The 14222-nt window shown below is 59.5% G+C and carries 7 protein-coding genes and 3 tRNA genes; 7 read left to right on the top strand and 3 right to left on the bottom strand.

What is annotated here, in order from left to right; all coding sequences use genetic code 11:
- Positions 1-64 precede the first annotated feature (64 nt).
- From BN1120_RS09010 to BN1120_RS09000, 3 genes are all read right to left on the bottom strand, one after another.
- Positions 65-1777: an acyl-CoA dehydrogenase family protein gene (locus BN1120_RS09010; protein WP_042015723.1), complete on the bottom strand. Its 1713-nt coding sequence runs from the start codon at positions 1775-1777 to the stop codon at positions 65-67.
- A gap of 224 nt (positions 1778-2001) precedes the next feature.
- Positions 2002-2077: transfer RNA gene (locus BN1120_RS09005), tRNA-Asn, on the bottom strand.
- Between the two features lie 2 nt (positions 2078-2079).
- Positions 2080-2155, bottom strand: a tRNA-Asn gene (locus tag BN1120_RS09000).
- Between the two features lie 467 nt (positions 2156-2622).
- Between BN1120_RS09000 and dauA the strand changes: the two genes are divergently transcribed.
- The 7 genes from dauA (at position 2623) to BN1120_RS08965 (ending at position 14096) form a co-directional block, all read left to right on the top strand.
- Positions 2623-4359: a C4-dicarboxylic acid transporter DauA gene (gene dauA / locus BN1120_RS08995; protein WP_042015721.1), complete on the top strand. Its 1737-nt coding sequence runs from the start codon at positions 2623-2625 to the stop codon at positions 4357-4359.
- A 270-nt stretch (positions 4360-4629) separates the two neighbouring features.
- Positions 4630-4717 (top strand) — tRNA-Ser (locus tag BN1120_RS08990).
- A 718-nt stretch (positions 4718-5435) separates the two neighbouring features.
- Positions 5436-5954 (top strand): type VI secretion system effector Hcp1, encoded by a 519-nt coding sequence (hcp1, locus tag BN1120_RS08985; protein ID WP_042015720.1) that lies wholly within the window; start codon positions 5436-5438, stop codon positions 5952-5954.
- A gap of 283 nt (positions 5955-6237) precedes the next feature.
- Positions 6238-8283, top strand: coding sequence for a type VI secretion system Vgr family protein (locus tag BN1120_RS08980; RefSeq protein WP_042015718.1), 2046 nt, complete (start codon positions 6238-6240; stop codon positions 8281-8283).
- Positions 8273-9001: a DUF4123 domain-containing protein gene (locus BN1120_RS08975; RefSeq protein ID WP_042015716.1), complete on the top strand. Its 729-nt coding sequence runs from the start codon at positions 8273-8275 to the stop codon at positions 8999-9001. The genes BN1120_RS08980 and BN1120_RS08975 overlap by 11 nt, the downstream gene beginning before the upstream one ends.
- The gene (locus BN1120_RS08970) at positions 8998-13635 is read left to right on the top strand and encodes an RHS repeat-associated core domain-containing protein (protein ID WP_042015713.1); all 4638 of its coding nucleotides are present in this window, start codon (positions 8998-9000) and stop codon (positions 13633-13635) included. The genes BN1120_RS08975 and BN1120_RS08970 overlap by 4 nt, the downstream gene beginning before the upstream one ends.
- Complete coding sequence (locus tag BN1120_RS08965; protein WP_042015711.1) at positions 13632-14096, top strand: hypothetical protein; 465 nt, start codon at positions 13632-13634, stop codon at positions 14094-14096. Before BN1120_RS08970 ends, BN1120_RS08965 begins: the two co-directional genes overlap by 4 nt.
- Positions 14097-14222 lie beyond the last annotated feature (126 nt).

Below are 14222 nucleotides of genomic sequence, written 5' to 3'. Positions count from 1 at the left end.
CGATGGCCGGGCTTGGGGGGATTCAGGCACCGGGAGTGGAGGGGCGGCCTGCTGGCCCCAACGTTCAACCTTCTGGCTGGGGATCATGCAGGGATGGGGCCAGGGCAAACCAGGCCGAAGCCAGGTCCGGGCTGCCCAGCGGCGTCGCGGCCATGAGGTCACGAACGTCAAACTCGTCCGGCACGCGGGCGGCGTGATGTTCCCAGACATGATCCAGCGTGGCTTCTTGGCGTGCGGGCAGGGCGGCAATCTCGGCGGGGCTGCAAAGCCCGTGGTGCAGGAGCTGGGGAGCATAATCGAGCATGAGCTGCTCCCGGCAGGCCGTGCGGATGTCGTCCCTGCTCCCCAGGTGACGCAAGGCTTCCAGGTTGCCAGCTAGCCAGCCGAGGCGGGCCGCCTCGCAGCCGAGGTCGTGCCATGCGACCAGTTTGTCCGTCGCGTCGGCCAGTTGCTGATTCATCTGTCGGCGCATCCGCAGCAGCAGTTGGCCCAGGGGTGTGCCGTCATCCAGGGATTCATCAGGCCAGGCCAGAATATCCTTCGCCACCTTCATCAGGACGGGCATGCTGTCTCCCTCGGCGGTGCCGACCAGATCGCACAGTTGCAGGGTAGGAGCGATGCGATTTCGCAGGAATTTTCCCTGGGCACCACACCGCTGCATGCAATGTTGCAGGGAGGTTCGCATCAGTTCGACGGCGACGGCCTTGACCAGGCCTGCGTCGGTCTGAAAGCGGGAGGAGTGCCGTCCATCCGGCAAATGTCGCTGTTTTACCCCTTCATACAGCGCCATGGCGGCCAGCCCCGTCACATAGGCACGAGTCAGTATCCGGCGGTGCAGGGCATGGTGCGCCAGCGGTATGACCCGCCCGTTGTGGGCGTGCAGCGGTCGTTGCTGCGCGTAGTGAATGGCCAGTGCGAGGCTCAGTTTCAAGCCGGAGATCAGGGAGGCGGTCAGCACCAGTTTTCCCCACTCAACACGGCGCAGGGAGCTGAAGAAAATGTCGCGTTGGCTGGCAAGACGAGAGTGAAAGACGCCCCCAGCACTGATGTCGTGCTCATGACCCCTGAGCCATGCCCAGCGGGGGAGCGCCACCTGCTCGAAGGTGATGATGGCGTGATCCACCACGTCGAAGTAGGGGAGATCGAGCACGTCCGGGCTGGAGACGCTGACCCCCTGACACAGTGCGCCACGGGTGTCCCGGCAGGGCACCAGAAAGGGATGAATGCCACAGTCTTGCTCGCCGACCCACAATCTGGCCATCACCACGCTGCTCTTGGGTTGCCCTTCCAGGGCGATGTAGGGCATGAACTTGGCGGCATGCCGATGGGGGGTATGGAGGATAAAACCGTCAGTGGCACTGTCGTAGCGGACTTCGGTTGCGATGCTCATGGCATTGTTGCCACAACCGAGCTCGGTGACCAGATAGAGCCCGTGAGTGCGCAGGGCCAGAGCCTCCTCAATCTGGCCGATGATCTCCGGATGGTGCCGATCCCCCAGCTCCAGCAGCGTGCCGAGATAGAGATTGTAATGACTGGCCAGCAAGGGGCAGAGCCCCCCTTGCCGGGTCAGGCAGGGAGACTCCATCAGGGTGAGGAGGGGGGCCAGGTCGTCAACGATATCCTCTTGCCCGAGTGCAGCCGTGCTGGCGACAGTGTGGAAAATCCGGTAGATGGTCCGGGTCCGTTCTGCCTTCTCGAGTTGATGGAGATCGGGGAACAGGGTGTCGTTGAGTGCCAGGGCATGCAGGCGACTGGCCAGTGAAGCAGGGTGTGACATGATGGCTCCTTGACTGAATGGATCCAAATGGTCCTTTTCGAATCAATCATAGTCTTTGGGATCTCTGTGACACCCTGGTGATGAGTAAGGGTCGTCATCGAAGGCCATGGGGAATCAGGAAAGCAAGCAGGTGGCGGTTTGGCGCGCCATCGGGCAGGGGGCCGTGGACAGGCGCGGAAGAGCAGATATGAAAAAGCCCAGCCAAAAGGCTGGGCTTTAAAATGTGGCTCCCTCGACAGGACTTGAACCTGTGACATACGGATTAACAGTCCGCCGTTCTACCGACTGAACTACGAGGGAATTGGCTCCTCCTACTGGACTTGAACCAGTGACATACGGATTAACAGTCCGCCGTTCTACCGACTGAACTAAGGAGGAATGGCCTGTCTCGTCGAGACGGGGCGGATATTAATGGCCCATCTCCCGGGTGTCAACCCGCCTGTCGGCGTAAAAAATGGCTTTTTGGCCCGTTTGCCCAAAACTTGGGCAGCGCGGACTATTTTCAGCACAATCAGGAGCTTGAGATCGCGCCTTTGGCCGGGTTGTGCCTGCCTTGTCCCCTGATTCCCGCATGCTGCCAGGAGGAGGCGTGGTGTCGTTCATCCGCAGAGTACCGTGCCCGGGGAAACCTGCCGTGGCGGGAAACGGCGTTGATATTCGGGGTGTCACCGACAATATTGCGCGCTCATGGCCATTTCTTGATCCTGCCCATCGAATTATCTGGCCGGGTCGGGTATGGTTGCCTTCGATACCATCGCCGCGTCGACAGCTCTGCCGGCCCTTGATGATGATCGGGTGCCGGTTCACCCCGGCCTTTGTCTCCCTCTTCTGGTATTACCCTAGACATGCACAATCAAGCTTCCTTACAAGGCGTGAAGCTGGCCATCGCATTGCGCCAATCCTGCATTGACGAACCCTACAGCGTGGCGCGCTTTGGCCGCGACCTCATCGCCGGCATCACGGTCGGCATCATCGCCATTCCCCTTGCCATGGCACTGGCCATCGCCAGTGGGGTGCCGCCCCAGCACGGGCTCTATACCGCCATCATCGCCGGCATCGTCATCGCCGTGACCGGGGGATCCCGCTTCTCCATTTCGGGCCCCACTGCCGCCTTCGTGGTGATCCTCTACCCGGTGGCCCAGCAATTTGGCGTGGGCGGCCTGTTGATGGCCACCTTCATCTCGGGCTGTTTCCTGGTGGCCATGGGCATGGCGCGTCTCGGGCGCCTCATCGAGTACATTCCCCCCTCGGTGACCCTGGGGTTCACCGGTGGTATCGCCATCGTCATCGCCACCCTGCAGATCAAGGATTTCTTCGGCCTGCAGGTCCTGGATATGCCGGAAACCTATCTGGGCAAGGTACAGGCGCTGGCCCATGCCTTGCCAAGCTGGCAATGGGGAGACACCCTGGTGGGTGTGGCAACCCTGGCGGTGTTGCTGCTCTGGCCGAGATTGCGCCTGCCGGTACCCGGCCATCTGCCCGCCGTGCTGGTGGGGGTGGGGCTCGGGTTTGGTCTGCACCAGTTCGGGGTGGACGTCGCCACCATTGGCAGCAAGTTCAGCTATACCCTGGCCGATGGTACCCAGGGCATGGGGATCCCCCCCATAGCCCCGACCCTGGTGATGCCCTGGGCCCTGCCCGGGCCGGACGGCGCCCCCGTGGTCTGGGATCTGGCAGCCATCGAGGGGCTGCTGCCCGCCGCCTTTTCCATGGCCATGCTGGGGGCCATCGAATCCCTGCTCTGCGCCGTGGTGCTGGACGGCATGACGGGGCGCAAGCACAGCTCCAACGGCGAGCTGGTGGGGCAGGGGCTTGGCAACATCCTCGCCCCCTTCTTCGGCGGCATCACGGCGACGGCCGCCATCGCCCGTTCCGCCGCCAACGTGCGGGCCGGTGCCACCTCGCCCATCTCCGGCATAGTCCATGCGCTGGTGGTGCTGGCCGCCATTCTGGTGCTGGCCCCCTGGCTCTCCTGGCTGCCGCTCTCTGCCATGGCCGCCCTGCTGCTGCTGGTGGCCTGGAACATGAGCGAGGCCCACAAGGTGGTGGATCTGGTGCGCCGGGCGCCCCGCTCGGATGTGCTGGTGCTGCTGGTCTGCCTGTCCCTCACCGTCATCTTCGACATGGTCATCGCCATCACTTTCGGGGTGATCCTGGCGTCCCTGCTGTTTATGCGTGAAATCGCCAAGATGACCCGGCTGCACAACCTGGCCGAGCACGGCCGCTATGCCAGCGAGGTGCCGGCGCAGACCCTGCTCTACAAGATCAACGGTCCCCTGTTCTTTGCGGCGGCGGAGCGGGTGTTCGACGAGTTGCTGGCCCAGGTGGGGGAGCACAAGGCGCTGATCCTGCAGATGGAGGCCGTCTCCATCCTGGATGCCGGTGGGCTCTCCGCCTTCCAGCAATTTGCCCGGCGCATGGCCAAATCGGGTGTCCAGCTCAAGGTGGCCGAGTTGCAGTTCCAGCCCCTCAAGACCCTGGCGCGGGCCAAGGTACGTCCGGTGGCGGGAGAGCTGGAGTTCTACGGTTCGCTGGAAGAGGCGATTCGAGGAGAACATTTGCACGAAGCGGTTGAAAATTGATGGAAAGGGATAGGAAATGGCATATTTTTAGTCACTTGGTTCGCTTATTGAGCAAACAGTGGCAAAAGATAAAAAATTGCATTGACCGCCTCGCGCCTATCCCTTACATTACGCCCCGTTCCAGCGCAACGGCGCAGCGAATTCGTGTTGGCTGAACACGTTAAAGCACAGACCAAAATTGGGTGCGGTGTCCGAGTGGCTGCCCACCGACGAAGTCGGCAAGATGCACGCGCAGCGTGCTCCGAAAGCCACTTCAAGCAGTGAAAATTTGGTGAGGTGTCCGAGTGGCTGAAGGAGCACGCCTGGAAAGTGTGTATACGGCAACGTATCGAGGGTTCGAATCCCTCCCTCACCGCCAAATAAAACAAAAAGCCCCGTCTTTCGACGGGGCTTTTTGTTTTATCCGGTGACGGGCGGCTTGGTTCGGGCCCTGGTTCGACAGGCGGGCAGGATAGCCCGCATGGACGGCCAGAGGCCGCCCGCAGGGCGAGCGCCAGGGACGGCGCGAGTCAATCCCGACCCATCCTCAGATGTTAAAACCGACCTCATGGTCGGTTTTTTGCTTTGGGGAAGCATTTTCCGCTCACGCGGAAGAGGGGGGGAGTGCCCCCGTCGGGTTCAAGCAGAGCAGCTTGCCGGGATGAACGGCTGCAGGCCGTCCCGAAGGGGTGAGCCACGCAGTGGTGAATCATCCCGCCCATACAGCCAACTAAAACAAAAGGGCCGTCGCGAGACAGGCCCTTTTGTTTTAGTTGCCGACAATCTGATCTTGCCTGTGATGGGGGTGGCTCGCAGGCGAAGCGGAGATGCCGCTGGCCTGGTTTGGGGAAGTAGCTTGAAGGCAGAGATAAACTCCGTCACGCGCAATATGTTGCATTCACACCAGTCATTTATGCTGCATGTGCAAGGTTTAATGGGTAAATGCATTGATTGCGCAACTTGTTGCGTCATGGTGTGGGGGCGCGAATCGGTTTTCTATTCAACTATTTGTTTTAAAACAAAAAAATGTATTGGCATGGTCACTGCTAACGGATTCGGACGAGTGTCATAACCGTTCAACCATCAGGAGCAATTCCATGCCAACTCCATGTTATATCAGCATCGAAGGTCAAACCCAGGGCAACATCACTGCCGGTGCTTTCACCTCCGATTCCGTCGGCAACATCTTCGTGCAGGGCCATGAAGACGAGATGCTGGTACAAGAGTTCCAGCACGTCGTCACCGTACCGACCGATCCGCAATCCGGTCAGCCGGCGGGTCAGCGTGTCCACAAGCCGTTCAAGTTCACCGTTGCCCTGAACAAGGCCGTGCCGCTGATGTACAACTCCCTGGCCTCCGGCGAGATGCTGCCGAAAGTGACCCTGAAGTGGTACCGCACCTCCGTCGAGGGCAAGCAGGAGCACTTCTTCAGCACTGTGCTGACCGATGCCACCATCGTTGACATCGACTGCCAGATGCCCCACTGCCAGGATCCGGCGAAGTCCGACTTCACCCAGCTGATCCAGGTCTCCATGGCCTACCGCAAGATCGACTGGGAGCACACCGTTGCCGGCACCTCTGGTGCGGATGACTGGCGTGCGCCGATCGAAGCGTAATTCCGAGCCAAAGGGCACTGCTTGCGGTGCCCTTTTATCGTATCTGCAAGGACAACCTGCCCGGAGACCGTATTTCCGATTTTTCAACCCACGCGTTTTTTCTTCTGTCCGTTTGCCTGGTGTGAGCGGGTGCAAGAAAAAATCCGAGTTTACGTCTTGCCGCACGCCGTCAAGGGCGTGCGGCAGCCATGGTGAAAGAAAAATCCAGGCGATGGCGAAGCTCTCACACGGCTTGATGTGCCCCACCTGATGGGGCCGCACGATATTTCAGGGGCGCGCAGCGATGGCAGACAGCACAGGATTACAATTTACCGTCAAGGTGGGGGCCCTGCCCGAGAGCACCTTCGTGGTGGCCGAGTTTGCGCTGGATGAAGCGCTCAACCGGCCGTTCAACCTGCGCCTGGAGTTGGCAAGTGCTCAGCCCGACATCGACGTTGGCGCCGTGCTGGACCAGCCGTGCGAGCTCTTGGTGTGGTACAACGGCGAGCTGCAGCGCCGGGTGTGCGGGGTGGTCAGTGACTTCGCGCAGGGTGACAGCGGCTTTCGCCGCACCCGCTATCAGCTCATGGTACAGCCAGCCCTATGGCGGCTGTCACTTCGCCAGAATTCCCGCATCTTCCAGGCACAAAAGCCCGATGAAATCCTCAGCATTCTTTTGCAAGAGCACGGCATCACCGACTATGCCTTTGCGCTCAAGAATGAGCACACCAAGCGGGAATACTGTGTTCAGTATCGGGAGAGTGACCTCGATTTCGTGAACCGCCTCGCCGCCGAAGAGGGGATGTTCTACTTCCACGAGTTTGAAGCGGGCAAGCACCGCATCGTGTTTGCTGACGATGCCGCAGCATTGACTCAAGGCCCCGAGCTCTTCTTCAACCTCGGCAACCGTTCCCTCGAGCAGGGCCCCTATGTGCGCCAGTTCCACTACCGCGAGGCGGTGCGCCCATCGGATGTGGAGCTCAAAGACTACAGCTTCAAGACCCCGGCCTACGGCCTCTCTCACAAAAAGCAGGGCAGTGAGCTCGAGCATCAACGGGACACTTATCAGCACTTCGATTTCCCGGGCCGCTACAAGCAGGATGGCAGCGGCAAGGCCTTTGCCCAGCATCGGCTCGATGCCCTGCGCAATGATGCTGTGGCGGGCCAGGCTAAGTCCAACTGCGCCGCCTTGCAGCCGGGGCAGAGCTTCTCGCTCACCGAGCACCCTAACGGCAGCCTCAACACCGACTGGCAAATCGTGCGCATCCAGCACACCGGCTTGCAGCCGCAGGCGCTGGAAGAGGAGGGGGGCAGCGGCCCCACCGTCTATCACAACGAATTCGGCGTAGTGAAAGCCAGCACTACCTGGCGGGCACGCATCGGCAGCCCGGAGGCCCCTCACAAGCCGATGGTGGACGGCCCGCAAATCGCCATGGTGGTGGGTCCCGAGGGGGAGGAGATTTACTGCGACGAGCACGGCCGGGTGAAGCTGCAATTCCCGTGGGACAGATATGGCAGCTCCAACGACCAGAGTTCCTGCTGGGTGCGGGTATCCCAGGGCTGGGCCGGGGGTCAGTACGGCATGATGACCATCCCGCGCATCGGCCACGAAGTTATCGTCTCATTCCTGGAGGGGGACCCCGACCAGCCCATCATCACCGGTCGCACCTACCACGCCACCAACCGGCCGCCCTACGAGCTGCCAGCCAACAAGACCCGCACCGTGCTGCGTACCGAGACTCATCAGGGGGAGGGTTTCAACGAACTGCGCTTTGAAGACCAGGCGGGGCAGGAAGAGATTTACATCCACGGTCAGAAAGACCTGAACGTGCTGATAGAGAACGACGCCGCCTGGCACATCAAGCACGACCAGCACACCGATATCGACAATGAGCGGGTGACCCGCATCAAGGCCAATGATCACCTCACTGTGAACGGTGAAAAACGGGATCACATCAAGGGGGACTACTCACTCGGCGTTGACACCTCCATGCATCAAAAACTCGGTCAGCGCTGGCTCACCCAGGCGGGGCAGGAAGTGCACGTCAAAGCCGGTGCCAAGGTGGTGCTGGAGGCGGGCTCAGACATTACCGTCAAGGTGGGCGGCTGCTTCATCAGGGTCGATGGCGGCGGCGTCACCCTGGTGGGGCCCACCATCAAGATGAACTCGGGCGGCAGCCCGGGTGCCGGCTCGGGATGGGGCGGCAAGTTACCACTGGGCCCTCTGGGTGTCAGTGTTCCCCCCAAACCCAAGGTACCGCTCACTCCTGCCCAACTGGCCACCATGAAGAGTGCCGCCCCTTTCTGTGAAGAGTGTGAAAAATGCAAGGAGGGTGGCTGTGAGATTTGAGAGCACACCGCTGGAAGCGTGGATACAGAGGCAATCAGCCCCTCTTTATGCCGTGCTGGCGGGGGCCTGCGATGCGGCTCCCTTGCAGCACTACTACCAGCTCGATGGCCGCGAAACGCCACGCGGGCTCTATCTCGGCACCCCTTATGAAGACTGGCATCCCGTCATGCCCTATCTGGTGGCCCTCGACAAGGAGAGCCCCTTTATCGAGTGGGCGCAGGGCGCCGAGGCGAGAGACTGGGGCTGGATAGTGGCGAGCGAGCAGCCTGTCGATGCCCTCTATGCCCATCTGCAGGGGCTGACCCAGATCTGGCACCAGGGGGAGGCGGTCTTCTTCCGTTACTGGGATGGTGTTTATCTGAAACGCATTCTGGTCCAGCTGGGAGAGGGCTTCACCGCCCTGCTGCCTGGAGTGAACGGGATCTGGGTCGGGGGGGACGGCTTCGAATGGGCTGCGTCAGAAGCCGCAGCACCACGCGAATTCCCCTGGTGGGAGCTGCCCCCTGCCATTGCCGCGACCTTGGCGAGACAGGATCCCGCCCCTCTTATCAACAACCTGATGCAGCAGTTGGCGGATCACAACGGTCAGCTCTACTGGGCGTTTCCCGAGGCGAACCTGCGCTGCAAGGTCGCCCGCTTTGTTTCCCGTCATCCATCCCCCGATATCGATCTGTTTCCGGCGCTGGAAGCGGCGCTGATCAATGAGGTTCAAGCATGAGCAATGTCGGCCAGGCCGTCTTCAACGAAGTGATCGCCGATTATCGCAACGTCCTGAGTGCCTATCGCAAGGATGCCGAGAGTTTCTTCCTGGGTGACATGCTCAGCATGGACATGGAGCAGACCATCAAGGTGGGCGACAAGACCATCACGGCATCGTCCGGCAGCAAGAAGGCGCAGTCCGTGGTGACGCAGTGCCCGCTGAGCGGCACGCTGCGGTTGGTTCATCTGTTCGAATCCGTCAGGTTTATTCCCATCGGCAATACCCCGTACAAGGTGGAGGCGGGGAAACTGGTGCGCGGACGTTTTGTCAGCGAGGCGGTAGTCAAGGAGGGAACCCTGGATGCCAAGGGTATTGCCGAGGTTGGTAAGCTGACCCCGGGCAAGTCCTATCGGGTGACCTTCTACCCCAATGTGAAGAAGAGCGACCTGGATACGCTGTTTGCCTCTTATGCCCCGGTTCAAAAAGATCTGGAGGCATGGCTTACCAAGGAGTGGAACAGTGAGCACAAGGCTGCGTGGGCCCGTTACAGCGGTACTGGTGGCGGGTTTGGCGGCCATGCGCTGGCGGCGGCAAGCGGTATCGGCAAGGCACTGGTCGGAGTGTGGGACGATCTTAAAACCATCTACAACCTGCTGGCCGATCCGGTAGGCAACGCCAAAAAGCTGGCCGAGCTCGGGGTGGACGCAGCGGCCATGGCAAAGGCCGGAGCCTCCCAGATGGAAGCTGCCATGCTGGTACTGCAAGATGAAGCACTGCTTTATCTTTATGCCTATGCCCTGGTGTGCTGGGTCAAGATGCTGCCCCCGGATCAGCAGACCGAGTTTGGTGCTCAGGTAATTTCGTCGGTACTGATTGACGTGATCATCGGGGTGATACTGACCGGCGGGGCAGGCCTGGCTGCACGCTATGGTGCCAAGGCTGCCACCATGGCCAAGAACAGTGACCGTGTCATGCGACTGGTCACCTCCCTGGTCGATCTCTCCAGGAAACACAACCTGACCCAGCACGCCCAGCAGGCGAAAAAGGTGCTGATCACCGGGGCTGCACCGTTGAGCCCGGCCAAAAAAGCGGATCTCAAGCTGGTCGATGGCAATGCCAACACGCTGGTGGAAAAAGGCACGGCGGCCAAACGCCGATTCCAGGGGCACACCGAAATCAAGCAGGTGAACAAGACTCCGGATGCCTCCAAACAGGCAGTTACCCCGAATAACCGGCCCCATCAACCGGAAGCCAGCACCTGCAAGAACAACTGCCCGGTCTCCATGGTGACGGGGGAAGAGTTGCTGGCACTGCAAGATGGCGAACTGCCGGGTCTGCTTCCCTTTGTCTTCGGGCGCCTCTATCGCACCTCCGCCGTCGCGCAATCCTGCGGCATGGGGCTTGGCTGGACACATGCCCTTGCGCACCGACTTGAACGTCACGGCGATACCCTGACCTGGTGGGATGAGGAGTCCCTGGCAACGGAACTGCCGTTGCCATCAGCCGCCAGACCCATGGTGACCAACCTGCTGTCGGAGGCGGCGGTCTACCTCGGTGACGAGGCTGATGAAGTGATCCTGGCCAAGGCTGGTTCGCCGTTCCTGCATTTTACCTGGCATGGCGAGATCGGGCGGCTGACCGGTTTTTCCGATCCCTACGGCAATCGACTGACAGTGCGTTCTGACCGTCAAGGGTGCCCCGCCTGGGTTGAAAATGAGGCTGGGCTGGCCCTTCGTCTCGCCTACGAGGGCGAACACATCATGGCGCTCGAGTTGCAGCGCTTTGATGGCATTGCCTGGCAGCCCCAGGCCACGCTGCAACGCTACCACTACGATGACCATGGTCACCTGGTGGCGGCCGAGAATGGGGCCGGGGAGTGCGAGCGTTATCGCTATCGTGATGATGGGGTCATTGTGGAGCGCCGTCTGGCTGGCGGTGCCGGTTTCTTCTGGGAGTGGGAAGGGGAAGGCAAGGCTGCCCGCGCCATCCGCCACTGGAGCGATGTGGCGGGTTTTGATGTCACCTATGGCTGGGATGATGACAAGGGCGAGGTGACGGTACTCAATGCCGATGGCAGTCAGGAGGTGTATCAGCACGACAGCCAGGCACGTCTTGTCCGCCAGCAGGATCCGGATGGTGCGATAACCGAGTTTGCCTACAACGGCAAGGGTCAGAAAGTACTGGCCCGTGATCCGCTGGGGGCCGAGACCCATTATCACTACGACGAAGAGGGGATGTTGGCCCTCGAAGTGGCTCCCGACGGCAGTCAGACTGCCTATCACTACTGGGATGGCCGGGTTCGCAAGGTAGTGCAGGGGGAGCGCGAATGGCGCTTTGAGCACAATCCGCAAGGGAATCTGATTGCCAGGCGGGATCCCCTGGGGAGCGAAACCCGTTATGGCTATACCCCTCAGGGCAAGCTGTGCTCTGTGGTTCACCCGGACAGCACCCGCACCGAATTGGTATGGAACCGCCTTGGCCAACTGATCGAAGAAAAAGGGGTCGATGGCGGGATAAGCCGCTGGCGCTATGACGAGCGGGGCCGCCAGACCGTGCGGCAAGACCCGCGTGGCGCAATCACACGCTATGAATGGGACGCGGCAGATCGCCTCAGTGCCGTCCATCTGCCCGGGGGCGGCGTTCGCCGCTATGAGTACAACGCCTATGGCAAGGTCACGGCGCAGTGGGACGAGCTGGGTCGCGAGACACGTTTCGAATATCACCCCGGCCTGCATCTGGTGAGTCGGCGCATCAACCCCGATGGCAGCGAGCTCAAATACCGCTACGACAACGCCAAGCTCTTTCTCAGCGAGATCGAGAACGAGCATGGTGAACAGCATCGTATCCATTACCATCCCAACGGGCTGGTGGCACGGGAAACCGGCTTTGATGGTCGTACCACCGCCTACCGATATGATCTCAACGGACGCCTGAGCGAAAAAGTGGAGTTCGGCAAGCAGGGGACCGAACTGGTCACCCGCTATGAGCGCGACCCCATGGGGCGCTTGCTGAAAAAATTCCTGCCAGATGGTCGCGAGATCGCCTTCGAGTATGACGGCCACGGTCAGCTCATCCGGGTCGACGATGGTGCCTGGCCCCTGGCATTTGACTACGATGGTGCTGGTCATCTGGTGGCCGAGCATCAGGGGTGGGCCTCAAGCCATTTCCGATACGATGCCATGGGACGGTTGTCACACTGGCAACTGCCCGACGGCAACTGGCTTGGCTATCACTATCAGCACGGCGCGCTTGGCGGCATTGATCTCAACGGCGCCGAACTCACGCGCCACCAGGTGGTGGGTGGGCTTGAGCTGCGCAGGCAGCAAGGGGCACTGACCCAGCAGTACGAATATGACGAGCAGGGGCGCCTCTCGGCACTGCGTCTGCAGCGGGGCAAGCAGGTCGCCCGCGAGCGGCGCTATGGCTATGACAGAACAGGCAACCTGCTGCGCATCGATGACAGCGTGCAGGGGGAGCAGCACTACCGCTACGATCCGCTGGACCGCTTGCTGGAGGTGCGGGGCGAGCTGACCGAGCGCTTCTTGCATGATCCGGCCGGCAACCTCCTGGGTGAGCGTTCGGGTGGTCAGTTCGATGGGGCTCGCACCCAGGGGAATCGGCTGCTGTTGAGTGGCGATCGCCACTTCGAGTACGACGAATTTGGCCGCTTGGCGCTGGAGCGGCGCGGCAAGGGTCAGCAACTGGTGACCCGCTATCACTACGACTGCCAGCACCAGCTGGTGAGGGCCGAACTGCCCGATGGCAACACTGCCTGTTATGACTACGATGCCTTTGGTCGCCGCATTCGCAAGACGGTAAAGGGAGCAAAAGGCGAGCAGGTTACCGAATTCCTGTGGCAGGCCAACAACCTGATTGCCGAGAGCAGCTATCAGCTAGGTGATGATCTGCGCCGTACTGACGAGCGGTACCGCAGTTTTATCTATGAACCCGGCAGTTTCAAACCCCTGGCACAGCTGGAAGGGGAAGGACAGGAGGCCGAGGTATTCCACTACCAGCTTGACCACCTGGGCACTCCCTTGGCACTGACCCGCACAAGCGGGGTCACCGCCTGGCAGGTGCGCTATCGAGCCTATGGTAATGTCTGGCGCGAAGAAATCGCCGAGGTGGCAACCCCCTTGCGTTTCCAGGGGCAGTATTTTGACGCCGAGACGGGGCTTCACTACAACCGCCACCGCTACTACCAGCCCGGCACGGGTAGATTTATCACCCCTGACCCGATAGGCTTGGCCGGTGGGCTCAATAACTACCAGTATGCCCCCAACCCTACAGGCTGGGTGGATCCGCTAGGGTTAAGTAATGTGCCGGGGCAGTGTCCCGACGCGTCGCCTTCAAGGCGTGAGAGCTTTCGAGCTGCAAAAGAAGCAGCAGGCATCCCACGTTCAGCTCAATATAAAACACATAAATATGTTTATGATAAAGAATATGAGAATCGAACTGTCTATGAGTTTGATGTTCATGGAAGCAAAAAATATATCGTGCTTCATGATGATGACAAGTTTGGTCGAGGCCCTCACTTTCATGGCGCTGATGATAGTAAAGGTTCTCCCATGCTTCCCGGCAAGTACAAACAGTACCCAGGGCATTTTCCTGAAATAAAGTTTGGTTTCAGAAAAGGGAAGGTAAATAAATGAATTCTAGACTTAAGTCCTATATGAAGCAGAAAAATACCTCGATGTTTTTTGAGGGGCTTAACTGTAAACATCGCTTTATTGAACAGTCCCCTGCTTCAGAGTTTTATAAGAAGGTTTTTTCTCGAGCTAATGTCATCAATGAGTATCATGATTCTGATGCTGCAATAACTGCCTTGATTCGCCACTTCATCCATATCTCTAAAGGGGAGGGAGGCGCATGGTTGCTTATCTTTAACTCTAAAGATGTGAATATAGATGTTGAGGTTGAGCTAAGCTCTGACGGGGGAGTTTTAGAGGGAATTATAAAACAGTCTGTAACATCAAATGGATTTCTTGATGACTTTGTTATGATAAACAAATATGGAAACGCTATCTTTATTTCTAAAGATGAATACAGTTATTCTGTTGGTGAAGATGAGTCATCCTTTTATATGGATATTTACTCATCGCTTGTATGTTGAAACATTCCACACTGGAGTTTCTTTCTTTGGTGAAGGTTCGGCTTTTATATAAAAACACAAGAATATGTGAAGATGTAATGAAGGTGTTCTGCCAAGCTTTTAAAGCTTGGTTTAAGGCGTCAGTGT

The organism is Aeromonas caviae (genome assembly GCF_000819785.1).
Lineage (GTDB): Bacteria > Pseudomonadota > Gammaproteobacteria > Enterobacterales > Aeromonadaceae > Aeromonas > Aeromonas caviae.
This window is presented reverse-complemented; position numbering and strand designations above follow the sequence as displayed.

Coding starts and splice junctions, on each gene's coding strand:
- BN1120_RS08965 (WP_042015711.1), top strand. CDS start 13,632: ATGAATTCTAGACTTAAGTCCTATATGAAGCAGAAAAATACCTCGATG.
- BN1120_RS08980 (WP_042015718.1), top strand. CDS start 6,238: ATGGCAGACAGCACAGGATTACAATTTACCGTCAAGGTGGGGGCCCTG.
- hcp1 (WP_042015720.1), top strand. CDS start 5,436: ATGCCAACTCCATGTTATATCAGCATCGAAGGTCAAACCCAGGGCAAC.
- BN1120_RS09010 (WP_042015723.1), bottom strand. CDS start 1,777: ATGTCACACCCTGCTTCACTGGCCAGTCGCCTGCATGCCCTGGCACTC.
- dauA (WP_042015721.1), top strand. CDS start 2,623: ATGCACAATCAAGCTTCCTTACAAGGCGTGAAGCTGGCCATCGCATTG.
- BN1120_RS08970 (WP_042015713.1), top strand. CDS start 8,998: ATGAGCAATGTCGGCCAGGCCGTCTTCAACGAAGTGATCGCCGATTAT.